The 24,100-nt window shown below is 70.6% G+C and carries 21 protein-coding genes; 9 read left to right on the forward strand and 12 right to left on the reverse strand.

The genetic code is table 11. From position 1 onward, the window contains the following. Positions 1-46: 46 nt before the first annotated feature. The 4 genes from ASD48_RS30990 to ASD48_RS31005 all read right to left on the reverse strand — a co-directional run bounded on the left by ASD48_RS30990 (position 47) and on the right by ASD48_RS31005 (position 5,911). Entirely contained in the window at positions 47-2,644 is a 2,598-nt protein-coding gene (locus ASD48_RS30990) for an alpha-L-rhamnosidase (RefSeq protein ID WP_057605121.1), read from the reverse strand. Positions 2,645-2,713: 69 nt separating this feature from the next. Next, complete coding sequence (locus tag ASD48_RS30995) at positions 2,714-3,628, reverse strand: carbohydrate ABC transporter permease (protein WP_057605122.1); 915 nt, start codon at positions 3,626-3,628, stop codon at positions 2,714-2,716. A gap of 4 nt (positions 3,629-3,632) precedes the next feature. Beyond that, entirely contained in the window at positions 3,633-4,517 is an 885-nt protein-coding gene (locus tag ASD48_RS31000; RefSeq protein WP_057605123.1) for a sugar ABC transporter permease, read from the reverse strand. A 77-nt stretch (positions 4,518-4,594) separates the two neighbouring features. Further along, positions 4,595-5,911, reverse strand: coding sequence for an extracellular solute-binding protein (locus ASD48_RS31005; protein ID WP_107104451.1), 1,317 nt, complete (start codon positions 5,909-5,911; stop codon positions 4,595-4,597). Between the two features lie 272 nt (positions 5,912-6,183). Between ASD48_RS31005 and ASD48_RS31010 the strand changes: the two genes are divergently transcribed. The 3 genes from ASD48_RS31010 to ASD48_RS31020 all read left to right on the forward strand — a co-directional run bounded on the left by ASD48_RS31010 (position 6,184) and on the right by ASD48_RS31020 (position 9,712). Then, positions 6,184-7,194 carry a LacI family DNA-binding transcriptional regulator gene (locus ASD48_RS31010; protein WP_057605125.1) on the forward strand — a complete coding sequence of 337 codons (1,011 nt, stop codon included), beginning with the start codon at positions 6,184-6,186 and terminating at the stop codon, positions 7,192-7,194. Positions 7,195-7,546: 352 nt separating this feature from the next. Continuing rightward, positions 7,547-8,518, forward strand: a complete 972-nt coding sequence (locus tag ASD48_RS31015) for an LLM class F420-dependent oxidoreductase (protein ID WP_057605126.1) — start codon at positions 7,547-7,549, stop codon at positions 8,516-8,518. 120 nt (positions 8,519-8,638) lie between these two features. Beyond that, the gene (locus tag ASD48_RS31020) at positions 8,639-9,712 is read left to right on the forward strand and encodes a hypothetical protein (RefSeq protein ID WP_057605127.1); all 1,074 of its coding nucleotides are present in this window, start codon (positions 8,639-8,641) and stop codon (positions 9,710-9,712) included. A 64-nt stretch (positions 9,713-9,776) separates the two neighbouring features. On the opposite strand, the gene ASD48_RS31025 is transcribed toward ASD48_RS31020, so the two are convergent. The 3 genes from ASD48_RS31025 to ASD48_RS31035 all read right to left on the reverse strand — a co-directional run bounded on the left by ASD48_RS31025 (position 9,777) and on the right by ASD48_RS31035 (position 12,745). Continuing rightward, the gene (locus ASD48_RS31025; RefSeq protein ID WP_057605547.1) at positions 9,777-10,202 is read right to left on the reverse strand and encodes a DUF6328 family protein; all 426 of its coding nucleotides are present in this window, start codon (positions 10,200-10,202) and stop codon (positions 9,777-9,779) included. A 166-nt stretch (positions 10,203-10,368) separates the two neighbouring features. Beyond that, a complete protein-coding gene (locus ASD48_RS31030; RefSeq protein ID WP_057605128.1) occupies positions 10,369-11,352 on the reverse strand; it encodes an aldo/keto reductase in 984 nt (327 codons plus the stop codon). Positions 11,353-11,509: 157 nt separating this feature from the next. Continuing rightward, complete coding sequence (locus tag ASD48_RS31035) at positions 11,510-12,745, reverse strand: PP2C family protein-serine/threonine phosphatase (RefSeq protein ID WP_057605548.1); 1,236 nt, start codon at positions 12,743-12,745, stop codon at positions 11,510-11,512. A gap of 1,036 nt (positions 12,746-13,781) precedes the next feature. Here ASD48_RS31035 and ASD48_RS31040 point away from each other — a divergent pair. Continuing rightward, positions 13,782-14,150, forward strand: coding sequence for an STAS domain-containing protein (locus ASD48_RS31040; RefSeq protein ID WP_057605129.1), 369 nt, complete (start codon positions 13,782-13,784; stop codon positions 14,148-14,150). Positions 14,151-14,163: 13 nt separating this feature from the next. On the opposite strand, the gene ASD48_RS31045 is transcribed toward ASD48_RS31040, so the two are convergent. The 3 genes from ASD48_RS31045 to ASD48_RS31055 form a co-directional block, all read right to left on the reverse strand. After that, complete coding sequence (locus ASD48_RS31045; protein WP_057605130.1) at positions 14,164-14,769, reverse strand: TetR family transcriptional regulator; 606 nt, start codon at positions 14,767-14,769, stop codon at positions 14,164-14,166. Then, positions 14,766-16,250, reverse strand: coding sequence for an MFS transporter (locus tag ASD48_RS31050; RefSeq protein WP_057605131.1), 1,485 nt, complete (start codon positions 16,248-16,250; stop codon positions 14,766-14,768). Before ASD48_RS31050 ends, ASD48_RS31045 begins: the two co-directional genes overlap by 4 nt. Positions 16,251-16,359: 109 nt before the next feature. Next, positions 16,360-17,577: an FAD-dependent monooxygenase gene (locus ASD48_RS31055; protein ID WP_057605132.1), complete on the reverse strand. Its 1,218-nt coding sequence runs from the start codon at positions 17,575-17,577 to the stop codon at positions 16,360-16,362. A gap of 350 nt (positions 17,578-17,927) precedes the next feature. On the opposite strand from ASD48_RS31055, the gene ASD48_RS31060 reads away from it, so the two are divergent. From ASD48_RS31060 to ASD48_RS31070, 3 genes are all read left to right on the forward strand, one after another. Then, positions 17,928-18,296 (forward strand): tyrosinase family oxidase copper chaperone, encoded by a 369-nt coding sequence (locus tag ASD48_RS31060; RefSeq protein ID WP_057605133.1) that lies wholly within the window; start codon positions 17,928-17,930, stop codon positions 18,294-18,296. A gap of 43 nt (positions 18,297-18,339) precedes the next feature. Next, entirely contained in the window at positions 18,340-19,164 is an 825-nt protein-coding gene (locus ASD48_RS31065; protein WP_057605134.1) for a tyrosinase family protein, read from the forward strand. A 93-nt stretch (positions 19,165-19,257) separates the two neighbouring features. Further along, positions 19,258-19,710 (forward strand): SRPBCC family protein, encoded by a 453-nt coding sequence (locus ASD48_RS31070; RefSeq protein ID WP_057605135.1) that lies wholly within the window; start codon positions 19,258-19,260, stop codon positions 19,708-19,710. Between the two features lie 12 nt (positions 19,711-19,722). Here ASD48_RS31070 and ASD48_RS31075 read toward each other — a convergent pair whose 3' ends face one another. After that, complete coding sequence (locus tag ASD48_RS31075; protein ID WP_057605136.1) at positions 19,723-20,439, reverse strand: ribonuclease H; 717 nt, start codon at positions 20,437-20,439, stop codon at positions 19,723-19,725. Positions 20,440-20,470: 31 nt separating this feature from the next. Next, complete coding sequence (locus tag ASD48_RS31080; RefSeq protein WP_242432790.1) at positions 20,471-21,229, reverse strand: VOC family protein; 759 nt, start codon at positions 21,227-21,229, stop codon at positions 20,471-20,473. Between the two features lie 358 nt (positions 21,230-21,587). On the opposite strand from ASD48_RS31080, the gene ASD48_RS31085 reads away from it, so the two are divergent. Then, positions 21,588-23,030, forward strand: a complete 1,443-nt coding sequence (locus ASD48_RS31085; RefSeq protein ID WP_057605138.1) for a family 2B encapsulin nanocompartment shell protein — start codon at positions 21,588-21,590, stop codon at positions 23,028-23,030. Positions 23,031-23,046: 16 nt separating this feature from the next. Then, the gene (locus ASD48_RS31090) at positions 23,047-24,099 is read left to right on the forward strand and encodes a family 2 encapsulin nanocompartment cargo protein terpene cyclase (protein ID WP_057605139.1); all 1,053 of its coding nucleotides are present in this window, start codon (positions 23,047-23,049) and stop codon (positions 24,097-24,099) included. The last annotated feature ends 1 nt before the right edge of the window (position 24,100 follow it).

The following is a 24,100-nucleotide window of genomic DNA, read 5'->3' on the forward strand; positions in this document are numbered from 1 at the left end:
GGGCGTGAAGACCGGCCGGGCTCGCCTGCCCGGCCTCGGGGCGCGGCTACGCGGCGGTGCGGTCGAGATCGCCCGTGTCGAGGTGATGCGCACCGGGTCCGACGGTGAGGGGGGCGCGGCCGGGCAGTTCGAGGACGCCCTGGCAGCCGCTGGGGACGGTGACGTGCACGCTCAGGCCGGTCGCCGTCTGTTCCCAGGACACTGCGGCGGTGCCGTAGGGGGTCTCGTGGGTGGCCTTGGCCCAGGTGATGCCGCCGCCGGGGCGCGGGCTGAAGCGGATGGTGCGGTATCCGGGCTCGGCCGGTTCCAGGCCGGCGACGACCCGGTGCATCCAGTCGGCGACGGCGCCCAGGGCGTAGTGGTTGAAGGAGGTCATGCCGCCGGGATTGAGGGTGCCGTCGGGGCGCAGGCTGTCCCAGCGTTCCCAGATGGTGGTCGCGCCCATGGTGACCGGGTAGAGCCAGGACGGGCATTCCGTCTGGGTCAGCAGCCGGTAGGCGACGTCGACGTGGCCGGTGGCGGTGAGCGCGTCGCAGATCAGCGGGGTGCCGACGAAGCCCGTGGCGATCCGCGCGTCGTCCGCCAGGACCAGCTCGGCGAGCCGGTCGCCGGCGATCTGGCGCTGCCGGTCGTCGGCGAGGAGGCCGAAGGCCAGGGCGAGGGAGTACGCGGTCGGCGCGTCGCTGGTCATACGGCCGTCGGCCCGTACGTAGCGGGCCCGGAAGGCCTCGGCGACCTCGTCCGCCAGGCGTCCGTACTCGGCGGCGGTCTCCGCGTCGCCCAGTTCGCGGGCGGCCCACTGCACATGGCGGGCGGACCAGGCGAAGTAGGCGGTGGCGACGAGATACCGGTCGGTGCGGGCGGCGGCGGGGTCCTCGGGGGGCGCGATGGGGTCGAGCCAGTCCCCGAGTTGGTCACCGCTGTCCCACAGGCGGCTCTCTCCGGCCAGCCTGGCCATCAGGTCCACCCAGGCGCGGCCCATGGGGAAGTGACGACGCAGCAGTCCGAGGTCGCCGAAGCGCTGGTAGAGCACCCACGGGGTGAGGGTGGCTACGTCGCCCCAGGCGGCGCCGGGCTTGATCGGCGTCCAGGCCGGTCCTCCGGGGATGACGGGCACGTACCAGGGGATGGTGCCGTCGGGGAGTTGTTCGACGGCGACATCGCCGAGCCAGGAGTCGAGCATGCCCGCGCAGTCGTAGAGGAAGCTCGCGGTGGGGGCGAAGACCTGGATGTCGCCGGTCCAGCCGAGGCGTTCGTCGCGCTGCGGGCAGTCGGTGGGGATGTCGACGAAGTTGCCGCGCATGCTCCACACGACGTTGTCGTGCAGCCGGTTGATCATCGGGTCGCTGCACTCGAACCAGCCGGTGCGGCGCATGTCGGTGTGGTGGACGCGGGCCACGACCGCGCCTTCGGCGAGTTCGCCGGGCCAGCCGGTGATCTCGGCGTGCCGGAAGCCGTGCAGGGTGAAGCGGGGTTCCCAGATCTGCCGTCCGCTGCCGTCGAGGACGTAGGTGTCGACGGAGACGGCCTCGCGCAGGGGCCGGGTGGCGAGTTCGCCGTCCTGGAGGATCTCGGCGTGGCGCAGGGTGACGGTGGTGCCGGCGGGTCCGTCGACGGTGATGCGCAGCCGCCCGACGAGGTTCTGGCCGAAGTCGAGGAGATGGCGGCCGTCGGCCGTGGTGGAGTGCGAGACCGGGAGGATCTCCTCGGTGCAGCGGACGGGCGCGCTGCCGGGTGCGAACAGGGTCCGCGGGTCTCTGACGGCGGTGGCCACCGGTCCCCAGGCAGCGTCCGGTCCGGTGGGCTGCGGGGTGGACCAGGAGGAGTGGTGGAGCCGGGCGTCGAAGGTCTCTCCCTCGTACAGTCCGACGAACAGGATCGGGCTCTGGGCGGCCTGCCAGGTGGGGTCGGTGGCGATGACCGTCGTGGTGCCGTCGGTGTGGTGGACCTCGAGTTGGGCGATGAGCGACTGATCGGAGCCGTAGAGGTTCCGGTAGCCGCCGTCGAAGCCGATGCGGCCGCGGTACCAACCGTCGGCGAGCCAGGCGCCGATGGCGTTGGGACCTTCGGCGAGGTGGCCGGTGACGTCGTAGGTGTGGTAGCGCAGGCGCTCGCCGTACACCGTCCAGCCGGGAGAGAGGGTGTCGTCGCCGACGCGGCGGCCGTTGATCTCGGCCTCGTACAGGCCGTGCGCCGTGACGTAGAGCCGGGCATGGGACACGGGAGCGGCGAGGGTGAACTCCCTGCGGACCCGGGCGGGCCGACGATCGGATTCCGGGTCCTGTTCCCAGGCGGGGCCTACGGGGACGGCCGTCCAGTCCTCCGCGTGCAACAGCCCGGCTTCGACGGTGCTCGGCTCGCTCCACGAGGACGGTTCCGTGGCGCCGTCGGTCCACACCCGCACGCGCACCGACACCCGTTCGCGGGAGTTCAACGGCCGGTCGGGCCACGGAAGGAGGACCTGGCCGCCACCCGGTGTCCGTCCGGTGCGGTGCAGGACACCGGCGCGGTCGAGCTCCAGTTCGTAGGCCTTCTGGGAGGCGGGGGAAGCGGGGACGCGCCAGGACAGGCGGGGCTCGGCGACGCCGATACCGAGCCCGTCGCGCAGGTGCTCGAACGTGACCGGGGCAGGCTGAAGGGGCACGGCTGGGGGAACCTTCCTTGTGGTGCGGGGCGGACTGCGGCCGGCCGGATCGCGGCCTGGCAGGGGGTGTCAGCCCTTGACGGCGCCGGAGGTCAGACCCTTCATCACCTTCTGGTTGAGGAAGAGGTAGATCACGAGGGTGCCGAAGACGTTGATGCAGATGGCGGCGAACAGCGGTCCGTACTGGGTGGCCCCGAAGTCGCCGGTGAAGTTGAGCAGGCCGACCTGGATGGTGCGCAGGTCCTGGTTGTTGGTGAAGGTCAGCGCGATGAGCAGGTCGTTCCAGATGAAGAAGAACTGCACCAGGCCGACGGTGAGCAGGGCGTTGCGGACCATGGGGACGCTGATGGTCCAGAAGGCGCGCAGGATGCCGGCGCCGTCGATGGTGGCCGCCTCGAACAGCTCGCGGGGCACGGTCTTGTAGTAGGTGGCCATCATGAACACCGTCAGCGGCAGGCCGGTGCCGGTGTAGGTGAGGATGAGCGGCCACAGGGTGCCGGACAGGCCGGTCTGGAAGTACACCGTGAACAGTGGCAGGAGAATCATCTGCGGCGGGACCATCATGCCCGCGAGGAAGATCAGCAGGGTGAGGCTGCGTCCCTTCCACACCATGACCTGGAGGGCGAAGCCGGCGGCGGTGCCCAGCAGCAGGATCAGCGCGAGCGCGGGCAGCACGGCGAGGACGCTGTTCTGGATGTACAGACCGATGTTGCCGGTGGTCCAGGCCTCGGTGTAGTTGCCCCATTCCCACGTGGTGGGCAGGCTCCAGGTGGAGTTGTTCAGGTAGTCGCTGTTGGACTTCAGCGAGGTCAGGAACATCCACACCAGCGGATAGACCTCGACGACGAGCAGCAGGGCGACGACGATCTTCACCCAGGCGCGGCCGGGACGGCGGCGTCGCGGCCGTCGGCCGGTGCCCGCGGAGGACGCCTGTCCGCCGCCGCTGGGTGAACCGGAGGTCTTCATGGTTGTGTCGATGGCCATGGGTTCAGCCCTCCGTGAGGTCGCGCCGCGAGACGCGGAAGACGACCAGGGTCACCATCAGGCACACGACGGTCAGAAGCAGCGCGATCGTGCTTCCGTAGCCGTAGTCGCTGTAGGTGAACGACGTCTGGAACATGTACAGGGTCAGCGGGGTGGTGGCGTTGCCGGGCCCGCCGTTGGTGAGGGCGACGATGGAGTCGAAGACCTTGAGCGTGCCGTTGATGCTGAAGATGAGGGACGACATCAGCACCGGGAACGACATCGGCAGGACGATGTGGCGGATGAGCCGCAGGCCGGAGGCGCCGTCGAGCCGTGCGGACTCCAGCACTTCCTCGGGGATGTCGACCAGACCGGCGAAGAGCAGGACGGCGTAGAAGCCCATGGAGCGCCAGATGTCCATGATGATCAGGACCCAGAAGGCGTGACCGGCGCTGCCGAACCAGTCGACCGAGTCCAGGCCGACGGCGTTCAGCAGGGAGTTGACCGGTCCGGTCTGCGGGGCGACCTGGAAGAACTTCTGGAAGAGCAGGCCGACCGCCACGGTCGGCAGGACGACCGGGAAGAACACCAGCGTCCGCACGAGCGCCGAGGCCTTCTTGAGGAAGAAGACGTAGAGCAGGGCCAGCAGGTAGCCAGCGACGACCTGGCCGATCGTCACGACGACCGCGTACTTGGCGGTGAACCACAGGGCGTCCCGGACCGCCGGATCGGTGAACAGGTGCTGGAAGTTCTCCAGTCCGTTGCCGGTGAAGCCCTCGATGGTGTTGCCCTTGGTGAACGAGTACCCCAGCGACCACAGCATCGGGACGAGCATGATCAGGGAGTAGACCAGCAGGGCGGGGCCCAGCAGGATCAGGACCGCTTTGCGGTCACCAAGTACGCGATGCATGGATGAAGTCCGGTTTCTCGAAGATGCCGACTGGGATGCGGTGGCTGCTCAGGCGTCCGCCTGAGCAGCGGGCCGCGTCAGTTGCCGGACAGTGCGTCCTGGACGGTCTGCATGAACTTTTCCGGGCTGATGCTGCCGCTGACGAGGCCGGCCGCGTTGGTCTGGCTCACCGTGGTGGCCTTCGTGCTGAAGAGGGCTTCGAACCAGAGCACGTTCTGCTTCGAGGAGCTGATGGTGTCGCGCACCTGGGTGGTGACCTCGTTGGCGTCCTCGACCTCGGTGTTGACCTTGAATCCGGAGATGGAGCCCTGGTCCTTCAGCGCGGTGCTGCCGTAGTTCTTCGCGATGCAGGAGACCCAGTCGCCGGTCTTCTTGTCGAAGGTGCCGGCGCCGAGGGTGATGCCGAGGCCGACGTTCGAGGGGTACTGGTCGATCGAACCCTTGCCGCCGGAGACCGCGGGGAAGGGCATGAAGCCGACGTCGCCGGCACCGATCGTGTTCTGCTTCTCGTCGGCGATGTTCGCCAGCGCCCAGCTGCCCATGTACAGCATGGCGGCCTTGCCGGACAGGAACCGGTTCATCGAGGTGTCGTAGTCGATGGAGCCGACGCCCTTGCCGAAGTAGCCCTTCTTCCCGAGATCCGCGACCGCCTGGGCGGCCTTCACGTACGCGGGATCGGTGAGCTTCGCCGTGCCGTCGGCGACGGCCTGCAGCGCGTCCGGGCCGAGGCTGCGGTAGAGGTACCCGCTGATCAGCCGGGTCAGCGGCCAGCCCTGCTGGCCGGAGGCGGAGAACGGCTGGACGCCCCTGGCCTCCAGCTTGGCCGCGGCGGCCACGAGTTCGGTCCAGGTACCGGGGACGGCGATGCCGTTGTCGGCGAAGACCTTCTTGTTGTAGAAGATGCCCTCGATGTTGTACTCGTAGGGCAGCACCTCGACCTTGCCGCCGTACAGCGCCTTGATCGTGGACACGGCGGCGGGCTCCAGCTGGTCGAAGACGCCGAGATCGGTCAGCTTCTTCTCCAGGTCGGCGACCTTGCCCGACTTGTAGAGCTGCTGCGTGAGCGCCGGGGCGTTGCCCGCGGCGAACTGCACGGGCAGGGCGTCCTGGCCGGCCAGCAGTTGCAGCTTCTGGTCCAGGCTCGCCTGCGGAACGGTCTCCACCTTGAGCGGCTGGGCGTCGTTCGCGGTCTTGCACGCGCCCTTGGACAGGGTGGTCAGGGCGGCCTTGACGGTGGTGTTCTCGGTGACACTGAGGTAGCCGAAGTCCTTGCCCGAGGCGGTCGAGCCGCCTCCCGTCCCTCCGCAGGCGGAGACGAGGACGACCATCGCGGCGGCGCTCGCGGTCAGGCCGGCGAGGCGGGCCCTTCTGGCGGTGGACGAGTCGGTGATCACAGCATGGCTCCCTGTCATCGTTGAACAAAGGCGCACGGCGAAGGCCTGCGGAGAGGATCGGATGCGGCGAGAGGTTCGTATAACGTTCTCTAAGCCGAAGTGCGCACCACAGTGCATGCAGCTTCGACCGGCGTCAAGACATGAGGCCGTAACGCTGCAGAAAAGGCGACAACACCTAGCGAGGCGGGGCACTCATCGTGTAGACCGTTGTATTCAACAGAGAGGTTCAGGGGGCACGACGCATGCAGCAGGGCTCACAGCGCAGGAAACGTGTGACGATCACGGACGTCGCGCGGCACGCGGGAGTGTCGACGGCCGCGGTCTCCAAGGTGATGCGCAACGCCTACGGCGTCAGCACCGCCATGCAGGAGAAGGTCCGCGACGCCATGGCCGAACTCGGCTACCGGCCGCATGCGGCCGCGCGTGGCATGCGCGGCCGGACGTACACGATAGGCGTCCTGCTCGACAACATCCGCAACACGTTCTTCGCCGACATCCTCGACGGTGTCCGTGACGAGCTGCACGACAGCGAGTACACCGTGCTGGTCGGCGCCGCCGGCTTCGGGGCGGACGCCCAGAGCAAGACCGTCCAGGCCATGGTCGACCGCCAGATGGACGGGTTGATCCTCATCGCCCCCGGTACGTCACGCGCCGAGATCCTCGCCATGGCCGAGACCACGCCCACCGTCGTGATCGGCCACCACGACCGCTCCGACCTGCACGACTCGGTCGTCGACGCGGACGGCACGGGAGCCGGGCTGGTCGTGGACCACCTGGTCTCCCTGGGCCACCGCGACATCACCCTCGTCTCGGCTCCCGGCACCCGCTCCAGCAAATGGACGCGCACTCCGGAGATCGTCCTGACCAACGGCTACACGGAGGCCATGGGCCGCCACGGCCTCGGCGACGAGACCCAGGTCTGCCGTGCCGCCTACTCGGACGAGGGCGGCTACAAGGCCGGCATCAGCCTGCTGACCAGGGAGGACCGGCCCACCGCGGTCATGGCGGGTGCGGACGTCGCCGCACTCGGCGTCTGGCGGGCTGCTCACGAACTGGGTCTGCGGGTTCCCGAGGACGTCTCCATCGTCGGCTACAACAACACCGCTCTCGCCGACCTCGCCACCGTGCAGCTCACGAGCGTCGACCAGGCCGGGCACGACATGGGCAGCACCGCCGCCCGCCTGCTGATCGAGCGCGTCGAGGGCCGCCGGGAACACGCGGTGCAGACCACGATGACCCCGCGTCTGGTCGTACGCCGAAGCACGTCGGCTCCCGGGGCCTAGCTCCCTCCGTCCCGCCCGCCACCGGCCCGCGGTGCGCAGGAGCGGGCCCGCGGCGCGGGCCTGGGCGTCCTCGTGTGCAACAGTGCACGCGATGCCCTGGGAGAGGCGCGTCCGGACGGAGTCGGGAGCCGGTCCGGCAGCCTCTCACCGTGCGCGCCGTGCGCGCCGTGCGCGCCGTGCCCGCGGAGCCCTGGTCGAGCGCGTGAGCGCGACGGCGCCGCCTCTCGTCGTTCCGCACGCGTCATCGACGGAACCGGGCCGGGCCGCCGTCCCGCCCGACGATCGATGATCGACCGTTCGCTTCCCGTCACGGGGCCCGTTTCCTCTCCAGGCGGCCGGGGACTCGGGCCCCATGGTGCAAATCGGATACACGATGATGACCGAACAGGCCGGCCCGCGTGACCTGGTCGACCACGTGGTGCGTGCCGAGGAGGCGGGCTTCGACTTCTCGGTGACGTCCGACCACTACTTTCCGTGGCTGCGCTCGCAGGGCCACGCGCCGTACGCGTGGAGCGTGCTCGGCGCCGCCGCTCAGGCCACGTCACGCATTCCGCTGATGACGTACGTGACGTGTCCGACCTTCCGTTACCACCCGGCTGTGGTGGCACAGAAGGCCGCCACGATGCAGCTGCTGTCCGAGGGGCGCTTCCGGCTGGGCCTGGGCTCCGGGGAGAACCTCAACGAACATGTGGTGGGCGGCGGCTGGCCCTCCGTGGACGTGCGGCACGAGATGCTCGAGGAGGCCGTGGAGATCATCCGCGCGCTGTTCGAGGGTGGGCATGTGACCCGGCACGGCACCCACTACGACGTGGACTCGGCCCGGCTGTGGGACCTGCCCGACGAGCCGCCGCCGATCGGCATCGCCGTCTCCGGCGAGCGCTCGTGCGCACTCGCGGGCCGGCTGGCCGACCTCGTGATCGCCACCGAGCCCGAGGCGGACCTGCTGTCCTCGTTCGACCGCCACGGCGGCGCGGGCAAGCCACGGGTGGGCCAGCTTCCGGTCTGCCACGACGCCGACCGGGACGCGGCCGTGCGGCGCGCGCACGAGCAGTTCCGCTGGTTCGGCAGCGGCTGGAAGGTGAACTCCGAACTGCCGCATCCGGACTCCTTCGACGCGGCGACCCGGTTCGTGACGCCCGACGACGTGGCCGCCTCGATCCCCTGCGGCGACGACCCGGACGACTTCGTCGAGGCCGTACGTCCGTATGCCGAGGCCGGGTTCACGGAGATCGCGCTGGTGCAGATCGGCGGGGACACCCAGCCCGCGTACCTGGACTGGTCGGAGAAGACCCTGTTGCCCGCGCTGCGCGGCGCCTTCGGCTGAAGGGCCGCCCGGCCCGCACGCGGGTCCGGCAAAGCATCGCCAAGAGGTGCATATAGGCTGCCGGTCTGCACTTTCGCAGTGCCGATCCTACGTCCAGCAGCCCGCAGAGGAGAGTCATCCGTGACCCTGGCGATCGACCTGCCCGAGACGGCCCCCGAGACGGCCCCCGCGCCCCTGTCCGACCTCGTGGCGCGGGACGCCCGTGAGTTCGGCGTCTACGCGCGGACCGGCGGGTGGGCCTTCGGCCTGATGGTGGCGCGCAGCGTCCGGCCGGGCGGACAGAGCGCGGACGAGACGCCGAAGGTGTCGGCGAAGGAGTTCGCCGGACTGGCCGGCTGCTCCCCCGACCGCGTCATGCGGTACTACAAGGCCTGGGACCGGGCGGCGGACGACGGTCTCGTCCCGCACTTCGAGGAGCTGGCGCCGGGCCAGGAGGTCGAGCTGCCGGACGCCGAGGTGTGGCTGACCTACTACGTCTCCCGCTCCAGCGCCGGCTCGGAGCGCGGCACCGCCATCGCGGAGGCCGCCGAGGCCGAGGGCATCCGCCCGACGAAGGCGCTGGAGGTCGCGGAGAACCCCACCGCGCTGCGCGCCGCGATCCTCGCCGACCCGTCGACCGCCCGAGCGGCCCGCGCCGCCCTCCTGGACCGCATCAAGGAGGACCCCGATCTCCAGATCGAGCTGGCCCGGGACGTCGTACGCACCGACGACCTCAAGAAGGCCGTCGCCACCGAGAGCCGCTCGGCCGACCGCATCGGGTACGTGCGTCAGATCGCCGAGTCCGGCCGGATCAAGACGCCCGCCGGGCAGACGCTGGACGCGCCGGCCGAGCTGCGCCAGGAGGCCGAGCGGCACCTCTCGCTGCTCGACGAGCTGAACGACGACGAGGACGCGGGCGAGTGGGCGAGCGATGCCTACGACACCATGAAGAGCCTGGTCGTGGAGACCGTCGAGGCCGACCCCGGACTGCGCGTCCAGGAGCGGCGCACGAAGTTCTACAGCAGCCTCCAGCGGGCGACGAAGGTGTTCGAGGAACTGACCTTCGACGACGTCGACGCGCAGGAGTTCTACGAGGACGACATGGTCCAGCAGCTGGAGGAGCTTCAGCAGGCGATCGGCAGCTGTATCACCGCGCTGCGCGGCGCCCGGGGCACCGCGCCCGAAACCGGTGGTCCGGCTCAGTCCGTCGGATAGCCGCTGGAACCGTCGGGTGGCTGCGCAGTCCGTCGAGTGGCTGCGCAGTCCGTCGGATGGCTGCTCAGTCCGTCGTGTAGCGGTGGCGGGTCCACAGCGGCAGCACGAACCAGCACAGCGTGTACCACGTGAACACACCCGCGACGAGATAGGGCACGAACTCGTCGTGGGTGGCCACGCGCAGGATCAGCAGCAGCGAGGCGGTCATGGTGGCGAGCAGCAGGAGCAGGCCGACGAAGGTGAGCCGGGACGCCCACCGCACCGCCTGCGGCTTCACCCGCCGCCCGGAGACCAGGCGGTGCAGGGAGACGGGACCTATGAGGGCGCCCGTCGCGCAGGCGCCCAGGACCACGGTCACGATGTAGATGACCTGGTCGACGTGTTGGAGGTCCGCGTAGCGCGGGGTGAACACGACGGTCAGCAGGAAACCGAAGAGGATCTGCACGCCCGTCTGGGCGACCCTGATCTCCTGGATCAGCTCCCCCCACATGCGGTCGGCTCTCTCCTCCTCGGTCTCGTCCCGCCCCCTGCGCTGCTCGGTCTTGGCCGCCGTATCCGTCACGTGTGCTGTCCTCCCGGTTCGAGTGGTCGGTCCCCTCTCTCCCGGCGGGTACCCCGTGATCGGCGGTTCTCTCGGTCCGCCGCCTCGCTTCCGGCTACCAGCGTCCCTCGACCTGCTCCTTCACGCGCCGCTCGTAGAGGTCGCGGACCGCCGCGAGGGTCTCCCCGGTCAGCTCCGGGAGCTTGGCGGCGGCGGCGTTGGCGCGGGCCTGCTCGGGTGAGCGGGCGCCCGGGATCACGGTCGTCACGCCGGGCTGCTGGATGATCCAGCGCAGCGCCAGCTGGGCCGGCGTGTACCCCTCGGGCGCGAGGGCCGCGAACTCGACGGCGGCCTCGACGCCGGTGGTGTAGTCGACGCCGGAGAACGTCTCGCCCTGGTCGAAGGCCTCGCCGTGCCGGTTGTAGGCGCGGTGGTCGTTCTCCGGGAAGACGGTGTCCTTGGTGTACTTGCCGGAGAGCAGGCCGGAGGCGAGCGGGACGCGGGCGATGATGCCGACGCCGGCTTCGCGGGCCGCCGGGAGCACCTCGTACAGGGGCTTCAGCCGGAAGGGGTTGAGGATGATCTGGACGCTCGCCACCCCCGGCCGGGCGATCGCGGTGAGGGCCTCGGCGCAGGTCTCCACGCTGACGCCGTAGTGCGCGATGCGCTCCTCCTCGACGAGGGTGTCGAGGGCGTCGAAGACCTCGTCGCTGGAGTAGACGGGGGTGGGCGGGCAGTGCAGTTGCACCAGGTCGATACGGTCGACGCCGAGGTTGCGGCGGGAGCGGTCGTTCCAGGCGCGGAAGTTGTCCAGGACGTAGTTCTCGGGGATCTGGTCGACGCGGCGGCCCATCTTGGTGGCGACCAGCACGTGCAGGTCGGGCCGGCCGCTCAGGAACGCGGCGATGGTCTGCTCGCTGCGTCCGTCGCCGTAGACGTCCGCGGTGTCGAAGAAGGTCACCCCCGACTCGGCCGCCGCCTCCAGAACGGTCAGCGCCTCCTTGTCGTCGACGTCTCCCCAGTCGGCGCCCAGTTGCCAGGTGCCGAGACCGACGACGGATGCGTGCTGACCAGACCTACCGAATTCGCGCTCGTCCATGACGTCAGTCTGTCATCCGCCGTGATCTGGTGCGGAACAGGCCGCTCCGGGTCCCCGTGCGCACCGGCGGGGCCTCTCCCGTGGGCGCGGGACCGATCGGCCGGGGCGGAGGAGGCACTCGCCGGGTCCCCCGCGTACGCCCGCCGCCCGCCCGTCATCACCCGGATGTGCTGGGTTCGGTCCGCGACGGTCGTGAGGCGTCGGTGAGGTCGGCGCCGGTGTCGGCGTCACGCCGGGAGTGACCGGTGCCGTGCCAGTCCAGGCACATGACGGTCGCGTCGTCCTGCAGGTGGCCCTGGTTGGCGTCGACGATCGCCGCGATGAGGGTGCGGGCGGCCTCGCGGGGATGCAGATCGCGGGTGCGCACGATCAGGTCGGACAGATCGAGGCGGTTGGCGTTGCGCTCCAGCATGCCGTCGGTCAGCATCACCAGCCGGTCGCCCGGCCGCAGGTCCAGCGACTGGACCCGGTAGGTGTGAGGGGCGTGGAAGCCGAACGGCATGTCGATCTTCGGGGTGATCTCGCTCACCCGTCCGTTCCGCATCCGCAGGGGCCAGGGGTGCCCGGCGTTGATGAACTCCGTCGTGCCGTCGATCAGGCTGATGCGCAGGAGCTGACCGGTGACATAGCCCTGGCGGCCGTGCTCGCGCATCGCCCGGTCGGCCTGGCGGGCCTGTTCGGCGAGGTCGCCACCGGCCCGCCGGGCGCGGCGCAGGGCGCCCACCAGGAGGGTGGCCAGCAGCGCGGCGTCGACATCGTGACCCATGGCGTCGGTGACGGAGAGCTGGACGGTGTCCCGGTCGATCACGTAGTCGAAGGTGTCGCCCCCGACGTGGTCGGCCGGTTCCAGCGCCCCGGCCACCGCGAACTGGGCCGCCTCGCACGCCAGTGAGGCCGGGAGCAACCGGTGCTGGATCTCCGCGGCCAGGCTCAGCGGGACGGTACGGCGGCCCCACTGGTAGACGTCGGTGTAGGACCGGTTCGCGATGACGATGTACGCCAGGGCGTGCGCGGTCTCGCCGATCTCCCGCATCACCTCCGCGTCCGGCACCGCGGGCAGGAACAGTTCGAGGAGCCCGATGGCGTCCCCGCGGTTGGTCACCGGGGCGACGATCCGCACCAGCGCGCCCTCCCCCTTGTCCTCCACGCTCGGCCGCTGGCTGCGGATCACATCGTCGTACAGCGTGCCCCGCAGCGGGATGCGCCGGGCGGGTTCCTCGGTGTCGACGCTGCCCGCCGCCCCCAGCCGTACGACCGAGCCGCCGGTGAAGTCGGTGATCAGGAACGACACCGCCGCGGCCCCGAGATGCTCCTTGAGCATGCGCGCGACCACGTCGAGCGACTCCACGGGCGCCGCGGACTCCGCCGCGGCCAGTGTCCCCGCCAGAGTCATCGCCCGGCCCCGGCCACCCGTGCCGCCGGGAGGGCGGGCGGCCTGCCCGGCGTCCGGCCCTCTTGCGGTCACAGCGGCTCCTTCACGGCTCGATGACACCCTGTCTTCAGCGATCATGCGCTCTTGTTGCGGGATCGGCGGACGAGTGCGGCTCGGCGCGTCGCCGAGGTCCGCGGGTCGGCTCCCGGCCGTCTGCCGGGACGCGGCAGGGCGATGTCCGCACCCGGGGCACGGCGGGGTGGTGAGGCGGGGAGGTCTCGTCTTCGGGACGGCCGCGGGAGTCGCCCGCGGTCACGTGCGGCTGCCCGCGGAACACATGGAACGTAGAGGGGCCCTGGCGCCGTACCGCGCCAGGGCCCGGAGGAACTGCCACACCATCCGCCGGCCCTGCTACCGTGCCGGCCTTCTGCTCCCGCATGCCCGACCGGGACGCGGTCGGGTGTGCCGGGATCGCGGTTGCGCGACCGGAGACCACCTCGCTGCCGATGCCGCGGATCCGGGCTCGTGATCTCCGCCCGGCTGATCCTGATGGCGTTCGGCTCCTCCGTCCTCCCGTCGGCGATCGACTGACCGCACAGTGCAACTGCCGTACTGCGCAAGGCGGTTCGGGTCGGCCGGACCCTGCGTTCTGCCTGATCTACGAGAGAAACCATAACCACGCCATCGACCAATGTCTACTCTCGCCGAGGTAGATTTTCATGCTCCGGATCGTGAGGTATGGTCTCCGGCGACAGAGTGGGGGCAGCACAGGAGAGCGCCCTCGGGAGAACGAGGAAAGCTGAGGGCCGATGGAGACCGGTTGGCGCACACGTGACGCGGACGCCGGTGCCTTGTCGAACCAGAGCCGGCCCCGAGGGACCACGCCTGCCGGGGCCTTGGCGCCCGCGGCGTCCTCGGCCGGACGGCGGGAAGAGGCGGCGGGGCCGACGGCATCCTGTTCGGCCCGGCCGCCCGGGTGTCCGCGGTCCGAACGGTGGAGCGGGATCATCCACGCGCACCCCGCCCCCGGGCGGGCCCGAGACCGGTCGGGCATACGGTGAGCGACATCGGGCAGACGGTCCGGCCGGACCGGTTCTCCGTCGTACACCGCATGGTCGGCGACGTGCGCGTGATCGTCGTGCGGGGCGAGATCGACCACGACGTCAGAGACGCCCTCGGCAACGCCCTGCTCCCACAGGACGGTGGGGCGTCGCCGTCACGGACCGTGGTGGATCTCGGCGGCGTGAGCTTCATGGACTCCAGCGGCATCAACGTCTTCGTCGCCGCACACCAGGCCGTCAGCGGCACCGAGGGCTGGCTGCGTATCGCCGCCGCGCGGAAACCCGTGCTGCACGTACTGCGACTGGTCGGCGTCGACGACCTCATCCCCTGCCATCCCACCCTCGATCAGGCCCTCGAACCCTGACGCCCCGCTGCGGTCAGGGACCGTCCAGATGGGCCTGCACCGTCGGCCCGTACCGCTCGACGATGTCCTCGATCGGCGTCGCCCTGAGCTCGCTCCCGCGGGCGATGCCGAACATCACGCCCAGGCCGAGCACGGTGGCGACGGCGAGTTCGGCGCGGATCGCCGCGTCGGGTCCGGCGAGGCGGGCGGCCAGGCGATCGGTCACCTGGGTGCGGAAGTTGGCGCGCAGGACGTCGCCGTGGTCGCCGTGCAGGGGCGCGAACGCGATGCGCAGCAAGGGGTCGGCGCCGCGCTCGCGCTGGCTCGCCACCACATGCCGGACCATGTGCGGGCCCAGCCGCCCCGGCGGGGCGTCGAGCAGGGCGTCGGCGTCCTCCTCGAAGGACATCACCCGGGCGAACAGGGCGTCCTTGTTGCCGAAGTACTTCAGGACCAGCGGCGCGCTCACCCCGGCGCGTTCCGCGACGGCCTTGAGGGTGATGTCGGCGTGCGACTGGCGGGCGAGGAGGTACCGGGCGGCGCGCAGGATCGCGGCCTTGGTCGCCTCGGCATCGCGCCGGGCGGGGGCCGGCGGCGGGGGCGCGGCGGAGGCGTCGGATGGAGTGCTCACGGCACTCATGCTCCCTCCAGCGCCCCGTCGCCGACGGAGCGGGTACGGCCACGGACCCGCCGGGTGTCCTCCGGTCCGGCGTCGCCGGGGATGGTGAGCGCCACCGCGCACGCGGCCAGGGCCACCGCGCCCGCGACACCGAACGCCAGCAGATAGCCGTGCAGGGTCGGCACCGGTACTCCGCCGACGAGACCGGTGTGGTGCACGAGGACGGCGGCGACGGCGGCGCTGGAGGTGGCCTGGCCGATGGTGCGCATCAGCACGTTGAAGCCGTTCGCCGAGGCGGTCTGTCCGGGCGGGACGGCCCGCAGGATCAGTGACGGCAGCGCCGAGTACGCGAGGGTGGTGCCGGTCGCCACGACCGTCGCCCCCACCATGATCATCCACAGGTCGCGGCTGTCGGCGATGCGCAGGGCGTACCCGGAGGCGATGACGGCGGCACCGAGGGCGAGCGTGATCCGCGGCCCGCGCCTTTCGGAGATACGGGCGGAGAGCGGCGAGAACAGCAGCATGGTGATGCCACCGGGCAGCAGGCACAGGCCCGTCTGGACGATGGACAGCCCGAGCCCGTACCCGCTGGCCTCGGGCGCCTGCACCAACTGGGCGGTCACCAGGGAGTTGGCATAGAAGGCGAAGCCGGTCAGGAGCGCCGCCACATGGGACAGGCCCACCCTCGGCCGGGACACCAACCGCAGGTCCACCAAAGGCTGTTCGGCACGCAGCTGGTGCCACCACCACAGGCCGAGGACGATCGCCGCGGCCAGGAACAGACCCACGACCCGGGCGCTCCCCCAGCCCCACTGGCCGCCCTGGGACACGGCGAGCAGCAGGCTGATCAGCCCGGCGGCCAGCCCGAGCGCCCCCGTCACGTCGAACCGGCCGGGCTCGCGCACGGGCGACTCCGGCACCGCCCACCGGATCAGCGCGACACCGGTCGCGCCCAGGGCGGCGGTCACCCAGAACATCACGTGCCAGTTGGCGTACTGCACGACCACGGCCGCCGCCGGCAGCCCGAGCGCGGCACCGATACCCACGGTGGAGCTCATCAGCGCCACGGCGGATCCCCGGCGTTCCGGCGGCAGTTCGTCGCGCAGGATGCTGATGGACAGCGGGACGACGGAGGACGCGGCACCCTGCAGGGTCCGGGCCGCGATCAGCACCCCGATGTCGGAGGTCAGGGCGCAGATCACCGAGCCGGCGGCCATCAGGGCGAACGAGACGAGCAGCACCCGCCGCTTGCCGTACATGTCCCCGGCGCGGCCGAGGACGGGGGTGAGGACCGCGCCGGACAGCAGCGAGGCGGTCACCATCCAGGAGACCGCGCCCGGCGAGGCGCCGGTCAGCCGGGGCAGGTCGGGCAGCAGCGGGACGACGACGGTCTGCATGACCGCCATGAGGATGCCGCAGTACGCCAGGACCGGGATGGTGAGCCGGGCCCGCAGACCGGCCGCTCCCTCGGTCCGGGCGGGTATCGGAGCGGGCGACGCCATGGACACTCCAGCAGCCTGACGGAATCGAACAAGGGTGAATGGCAATTCACCGTATCAGTGAATTGCCATTCACCCCCGGCCGGTCCATGTGGCCGCGACCGCCTCCTGGCTACTTTCGCGAGGTCAGCGTCCTGGCATGGGCACCGCGCGCCAGCTTCGGCCCCAGCCAGCGCTTGAACCGGCGCAGGGCACCCAGCTGTCCGGCGGCCCGGTCGAGCCGGTAGTACAGCTGGGGCGGGACATAGGGCAGCAGGGGCGAGTGGCGCTGGCCGAGCAGGGCGAACATCTGCTCCGGCGGGAGGTGGATGTAGCGGGTGAGGTTCTCGTACCACTGGGCGCTGTAGCGGGCGGCGCTCTGCAGCGACAGCAGGGCGGACTTGCGTTCCCGCTCGTAGCGGGCGAGGGCCGCCGGAAGGTCGGTGCTCTCCCGCAGGGCCTCGGCGAGGGCGATGGCGTCCTCCAGGGCGAGGGTGGTGCCGGCGCCGATCGAGTAGTGGGTGGTGTGGGCGGCGTCGCCGAGCAGGACGAGGTTGCCGCGGTACCAGCTGCGGTTGGTGAGGGTGCGGAAGGTCAGCCACTGGGTGCTGCCGTCGGCGGCGGCGCGCCCGATCAGGGGCCGGCCGTCGAGGATGTGCGCGAAGAGCTTCCCGAGCCGGGCCAGTCCGTCGCTCTCACTCGCCCGGTCGAGGCCGAGTCCGGCCAGGGTCTCGGGGGCGCACTCGATGACACAGGTGCTCTGTTCGGAGCTGAAGGGGTAGCCGTAGCACCAGATCCAGCCGTGCTCGGTCTCCACGAACGCGAAGGTGAAGGAGTCGAACACCTTGGTGGTGCCGAGCCAGATGTAGGAGTTGCGCCCCGGCGTGAGTTCGGCGCCGAAGTCGTCGGCGTGGTGCGTGCGCAGGACGCTGTGGACGCCGTCGCCGGCCACGACGAGATCGGCGTCCGGCAGGTTCTCGGCGGTGATCCCGCTCTCGTACTCCAGCCGCACGCCGAGCGCCCGGGCGCGGGCGGCGAGGATCTCCAGCAGCTTGTGGCGGCCGATGCCGTGCCCCTCGTCGCCCGGCTGACGGGTCGCCAGGTCCCGTACATGGGCGACGCCCTCGTTCCAGCGGACGGACTCCGCCTCGATCGCGCTCGCCGACTCGGGGTCGCAGACGCGGAGTCGGTCGAGGAGTCCCTGCCAGTACGTGACACCCCAGCCGTAGGTCGAGCCCTCCGGGTTGCGCTCGTGGACGGTGATGTCGTGGGACGGATCCTGCCGCTTGAGCAGGATCGAGAGATACAGGCCGGCGGGCCCGCCGCCGACACAGGCGACCTTCACGCACACTCCCGGGAGTCACCAGACGTGGTTGATTGACGACGCAGGGTAGCAGGGCTTGATGCGGGCGCCGGGACACCCCACCTGCCCGATCGCGCCACTTTCCCCACGTGGGCCACACCACCACCGCGGAGCCGGCGCGCGAAAGATCACCGGAACCGGTGCGTTCACGGAAAGGAATTGCCCCTTCCGCCCGGCCCGGTCCCCTGCGCGCAACAAGATCATCTTCGTTCAAGATTGCACGACATGTAATTGATTGTCCTGATCACAGCCAACCCCTCTCGGGCGATTTCTCCCTTTCTCCCCCAGGTCGATAGGCATACGGGGTCGTCAACCGAACGCATCCCAGGAGGTCCCGCATGCCGGAACTCAGCCGTCGTCGCGCACTCACCGCGGCGGCCGCCGTCACCGGTGCCGCGCTGGTCGCCGTCCCCGCCGCCCGGGCGGACGACCATCACCACGACGCACACGGCTCCCCCGATTCCTTCGACGAGGTCTACAAGGGCCGCCGAATACAGGGCCGGCCCACCGAAGGCGGCGGCCATCACCACGGCGGCGGCTACGGCGTGTACGTCGACGGGGTCGAGCTGCACGTGATGCGCAACGCCGACGGGACCTGGATCAGCGTGGTCAGCCACTACGACCCGGTCCCCACCCCGCGGGCCGCCGCCCGCGCCGCGGTCGACGAGCTCCAGGGCGCGCGACTCGTACCGTTCCCCGCCGGCTGACCGGCCGACCGCCCCCCTTCCGCGCACACTTGGAGCACCGCACATGACCGTCCGCAAGAACCAGGCGTCCCTGACCGCCGACGAGAAGCGGCGCTTCGTCGCCGCCGTCCTCCAGCTCAAGCGCAGCGGCCGCTACGACGCCTTCGTCACCACCCACAACGGGTTCATCCTCGGTGACACCGACAACGGCGAGCGCACCGGCCACCGTTCCCCCTCCTTCCTGCCGTGGCACCGCAGATTCCTGCTGGAGTTCGAGCGGGCGCTCCAGTCGGTGGACGCCTCGGTGGCGCTGCCGTACTGGGACTGGTCCACCGACCGTTCGCCGCGTTCCTCGCTGTGGGCACCGGACTTCCTCGGCGGCAGCGGGCGCAGCCGCGACGGCCAGGTGATGGACGGTCCGTTCGCCGCCTCGGCCGGCAACTGGGCCGTCAACGTCCGGGTGGACGGCCGCACCTACCTCCGGCGCGCGCTCGGAACGGGCGTACGTGAGCTGCCGACCCGCGCCGAGGTCGAGTCGGTGCTGTCGATGGCGACGTACGACATGGCCCCCTGGAACAGCGGCTCCGACGGATTCCGCAACCACCTGGAGGGCTGGCGCGGGGTCAATCTGCACAACCGGGTCCATGTCTGGGTCGGCGGGCAGATGGCGACCGGCGTCTCCCCCAACGACCCGGTGTTCTGGCTGCACCACGCGTACATAGACAAGCTGTGGGCCCAGTGGCAGCGCCGGCACCCCGGCTCCGGGTACCTTCCGGGCGGCGGGACGCCCAACGTCGTCGACCTGAACGAGACGATGAAGCCGTGGAACGACACCACCCCGGCGGACCTTCTCGACCACACCGCCCACTACACCTTCGACACCGACTGATCGGCACCCGCCGGTTTGCCCGGCGGGCCTCGGGTACCCGCGACGGACACGCAGCGACGAGACGAACCACCAGGAACCAAGGAGGAGACGATCGTGTCGCAGGTCGAGGAATCCATCGAGGTCGGCGTGCCCGTGCACACGGCGTACGACCAGTGGACGCAGTTCGAGACGTTCCCGGCGTTCATGAGCGGGGTCGACCGCATCGAGCAGCGCACGGACACGCTCACCCACTGGGTGACCAGCGTCAACGGCGTGCGCCGGGAGTTCGACGCGGAGATCACCGAGCAGATCCCGGACGAGCGGGTCGCCTGGACCACGGTCTCCGGCGAGGCCCGGCAGGCCGGAGTGGTGACCTTCCACCGGCTCGACGACAGTCACACCAAGGTCATGCTCCAGATGGAGTTCCAGCCGGAGGGCGTCACCGAGACCGTCGGCGACAAGCTGGGCTTCGTGAAGCGCCAGACCAAGGGTGACCTGGAGCGCTTCAAGGAGTTCATCGAGGAGCGCGGTCTGGAGACCGGAGGCTGGCGCGGCGTCGTGGTGTGACCCGCGCGCCGCTCAGCCCGCGTCGGTGTCCGCCGTACGGCACTCCGGGTGCCCCCAGCCCTGCGCGTTCTTGGCGATCTGCTCGCCGGCCGCGTACGGGCGGCCGCACACACAGCGGCCGGGGAACTTGGCCTTGAGCGTGCGGGACGCCGAACCACCGCTCCGCCGGGGGGACTTGCCCCCGGCGGAGCGGCCCGTTTTCGCGGACTTGCCCTTCGGGGTGTCCGGCGAGGCCGGCGGTTCCGGGGAGCCCTGCTCGCTGCCGGCCGGCTGCTGGACGATCGCCGCCTGGCTGGCGGCGCGGTCGGCGAAGTCGTTGAGCGGGTCGCCGTCGATCTGGTGGGCGGGCACATAGCGGAAGTCGACCGAGCGGCCGTCGAGCAGTTCGTCGATGCGGACGACGAGCTCCTGGTTGGCCACCGGCTTCCCGGCGGACGTCTTCCAGCCGTTGCGCTTCCAGCCCGGCAGCCAGGTGGTGACGGCCTTCATGGCGTACTGCGAGTCCATCCGGACCTCGAGCGGCACCGTCGGGTCGGTCGAGGCCAGCAGGCGTTCCAGCGCGGTGAGTTCGGCGATGTTGTTGGTCGCCCTGCCGAGCGGTCCCGCCTCCCAGCGGGCCGGGGTCTCCGCTTCGTCCGCGACGACCCACGCCCAGCCCGCCGGTCCCGGATTCCCCTTCGAAGCCCCGTCGCACGCGGCCACCACTCGTTCACGCATGTGCCCGATCATGCCACGGTCGGGCGGGCGCCCCGCCGGGCGGCTAGGACACCTCCACGGTCTGCGGCATGTCGCCCGCGGTGGTGGTGACGTCGATCACGGAGAAGCTCGCGCCCTGCGGGTCGCTGATCGCCGCGAACCGTCCGAACGGGGTGTCCATCGGGCCGAAGCGCAGGACGCCACCGAGCTTGGTGGCCCTGGCCACGGCGTCGTCGCAGTTGTCGACCGTGAAGTACACGTTGATGTACGACGGCACCTCGGGCGGGAACTCGTCGGTCATCTTCATGCGGCCGAGAACCATGTCGCCGTCGACCTCGAACATCCGGAAGTCCACCGCGTCGTCCTGGAGCTGCTTCGCCGTGTACGGGAACACGGCCGGGAGGAAGGCGTCCGTCTTCCCGGGTTCGCGGGTGAAGACCTCGGCCCAGCAGTACGCGCCGGGCTGCTCGGGCGGCGCCTCGAAGCCCTCGTGGACGCCCGCCTGCCAGACGCCGAACACGGCGCCGCCGGGCTCGCGGCCCAGGCACATCGTGCCGAATTCACCGACCTGCATCGGCTCCATCAGCACCTCGCCGCCGTGCTCACGGATCCTGCCCGCGGTCACCGCGGCATCCGGGGAGGCGAGGTAGAGGCACCACTGCGCCGGGCCCTCCTGGCCGGGCATCGGCGGGACGACGGCGGCGACCGCCTTGCCGTTCGCATAGGCCTGCGTGTAGTTGCCGTACTCCGACGACGCATCGCCGAAGGTCCAGCCGAGGACCTCGCCGTAGAAGGTCTTGGCGCCCTCCACGTCGCTGAACATCGCGTCGGCCCAACAAGGGATTCCCTCTGGACGTACGACCATGACCGCAGCCTTCCGGTGAGACGGGTTGTCCGGTTCCTCACGCTAGCCATCCGGCCGTCCGCTCGCCTGCCGAACACACGGGTAACCCAAAGTGACCCCTGAGCGCTCCGGCGTGCGGGGGCACACGCGGGAAGCCTTTGCACACGCGGGGCGCCTTCCGCCCCATCAGGCAGGTTTGCACCCTCCGGACCATGCAACCGCCCCCTTCACGCCGTACCCGTCCGTCACTCAGGGTGTTTGGCTGGTGCACGCGGATCTTCCGAACCGGGCCTCCCGAACGGGTCCGCCCGTCTCCGCGCACCTTCCTGGAGGGAATGTGTCCACACCGGACAGCGCCACCGGTCCAGCCCTGGACGAACCCGCCCCCGAACCCACCACCGACGCGCAGCTCACCAGTCTCAGCACCCAGGCGGCCCGCCAGCTCGCCACCACGCACAAGTCCGAACCGCAGATGCAGGCCATCAGCTCGCGCTGGCTGCTGCGGATGCTGCCCTGGGTGGACGTCAAGGGCGGCACCTACCGAGTCAACCGGCGTCTCCAGCTGCGGGTCGGCCGGGGCCGGGTGCAGTTCGAACAGAACGGCGGGAACGACGTACGGGTCATCCCGCAGACCCTCACCGAGCTGCCCGTGCTGCGCGGCTACTCCGACAACGGAACCCTCGCGGAGCTCTCCTCCCACTTCCAGACGCGGGAGGTCCGGGCCGGTCAGGTCGTCTTCGAGGCCGGCCAGCCGGTCACCGAGACCTACCTCGTGGTGCACGGCAGGTTCACCCGCTTCACCGCAGGCAAGTACGGCGAGGAGGAGATCGTCGGGGTCGTCTCCGGCGGCGACCAGCTCGGCGACGAGGCCCTCGGGCAGGACGACCCGCTGTGGCTGAGCTCGGTGCGCGCCGAGACCTCGGGCGTGCTGCTGGCCCTGCCCTGGGGTGTCCTGCGCGAGTTCGTCGGGCGGGTGCCGTCCCTCGCCGCCCATCTGGAGGCCTACGCCGCCCGGCAGCAGCTGCCCATGAACCGCAAGGGCGAGGCCGAGGTGCCGGTGCAGGCCGGCCACACCGGGGAGCCGACGTTGTCGGCGGGCTTCGTCGACTACGAACTCTCGCCCCGCGAGTACGAGTTGTCGCTGACCCAGACGGTGCTCAAGGTCCACACCCGGGTCGCCGACCTCTACAACAACCCGATGAACCAGACCGAGCAGCAACTGCGCCTGACCGTGGAGGAGATCCGCGAGCGGCAGGAGTGGGAGATGGTCAACAACCGGGAGTTCGGGCTCCTGCACAACATCGACCACGGCCAGCGCGTCAGCACGTTCACCGGGCCGCCGACCCCGGACGACATGGACGACCTGCTGTCGATGCGGCGCAAGACCAAGCTCTTCCTCGCCCATCCCAAGGCGATCGCGGCCTTCTTCCGGCAGTGCAACCGGCGCGGTCTGGTGCCCGGCACGGCCACCGTCGAGGGGCACGAGATCCCGGCCTGGCGCGGGGTGCCGATCTTCCCCTGCAACAAGATCCCGATCAGCCCGCAGCACACCAGCAGCATCATCGCGCTGCGCACCGGCGAGGCGGACCAGGGAGTCGTCGGCCTCTACCAGACGGGTATCCCGGAGGAGTTCCAACCCGGCCTGAACGTACGGTTCATGGGGATCGACGCCAACTCGATCATCCGCTACCTGGTGACCGCCTACTACTCGATGGCCGTCCTGGTGCCGGACGCCGCCGGAGTCCTGGAGAACGTCCAGGTCGGCCGGACGGCCGAGTGACGGCGGGGAGTTCGCGATGAGCACGCCCACGAGCACCGGGAGTGCGCTGCCCGGACCGCCGAACCTCGCCCGCAGCCTGCGGGCCCGGCGCGGCGGCGCCGTCCCCGGTCTGCGGCACCGGGAGGTGGAGCCCGCCGACCCGGAGAAGGCCGCGGAGATCGACCGCAGGCTGGAGGAGTGGGCCCGCGGCCTGGACCTGTTCCCGACCGCCTGGAACGGGGACTTCGCGGGCTTCCAGTTCGGCCGCGCCGTGGTGCTCCAGCATCCGCGCGCGCTCGACCTGGAGCGCCTGACGGTGGCCGGCAAACTGCTGCTGGCCGAGAACATCGTCGACAACTGCTACTGCGAGGAGGACGAGGACAAGGGCGGCTCGCGCAGCGGACTGGGCGGCCGGCTGATCATCGCCCAGTCGGCGCTCGACCCCTACCACGGCCCGCCCGACCTCCAGCGGGAGTGGGCGCGCGGGGTGCAGGCCGACGGTCCGCTGCGCTCGTACCACGGGGCGCTGAAGGACTACGCGGCCCTGGCCACCCCCAGCCAGACGAACCGGTTCGTGCACGACATCGCGCGGCTGCACCTGGGCTACCTCGGCGAGGCGGCCTGGGGCGAGACGCGGTACGTGCCGCGGATCTGGGAGTACCTGGTGATGCGGCAGTTCAACAACTTCCGGCCCTGTCTGTCGATCGTCGACGCGGTGGACGGCTACGAACTGCCCGAGCAGCTCTACGCCCGTCCGGAGATCCAGCGGGTCACCGCGCTGGCCTGCAACGCCACCACGATCGTCAATGACCTGTACTCCTTCACCAAGGAACTGGCGGCCGACCCCACCCATCTCAATCTGCCGCAGGTGGTGGCCGCCAACGACCGGCGCGGGCTGAAGGCCGCCTATCTGCGGTCGGTCGAGATCCACAACCAGATCATGGACGCGTTCGAGGAGGAGTCGGCCGTGCTCGCCGCCACCTCGCCGCTCGTCGAGCGCTATCTCCGGGGGCTGTCGGACTGGGTGGCCGGCAACCACGAGTGGCACGCCACCAACACCCATCGCTACCACCTGCCCGACTACTGGTGAC

The organism is Streptomyces sp. Root1310 (assembly GCF_001426425.1).
In the GTDB taxonomy this organism is placed as follows: Bacteria; Actinomycetota; Actinomycetes; order Streptomycetales; family Streptomycetaceae; genus Streptomyces.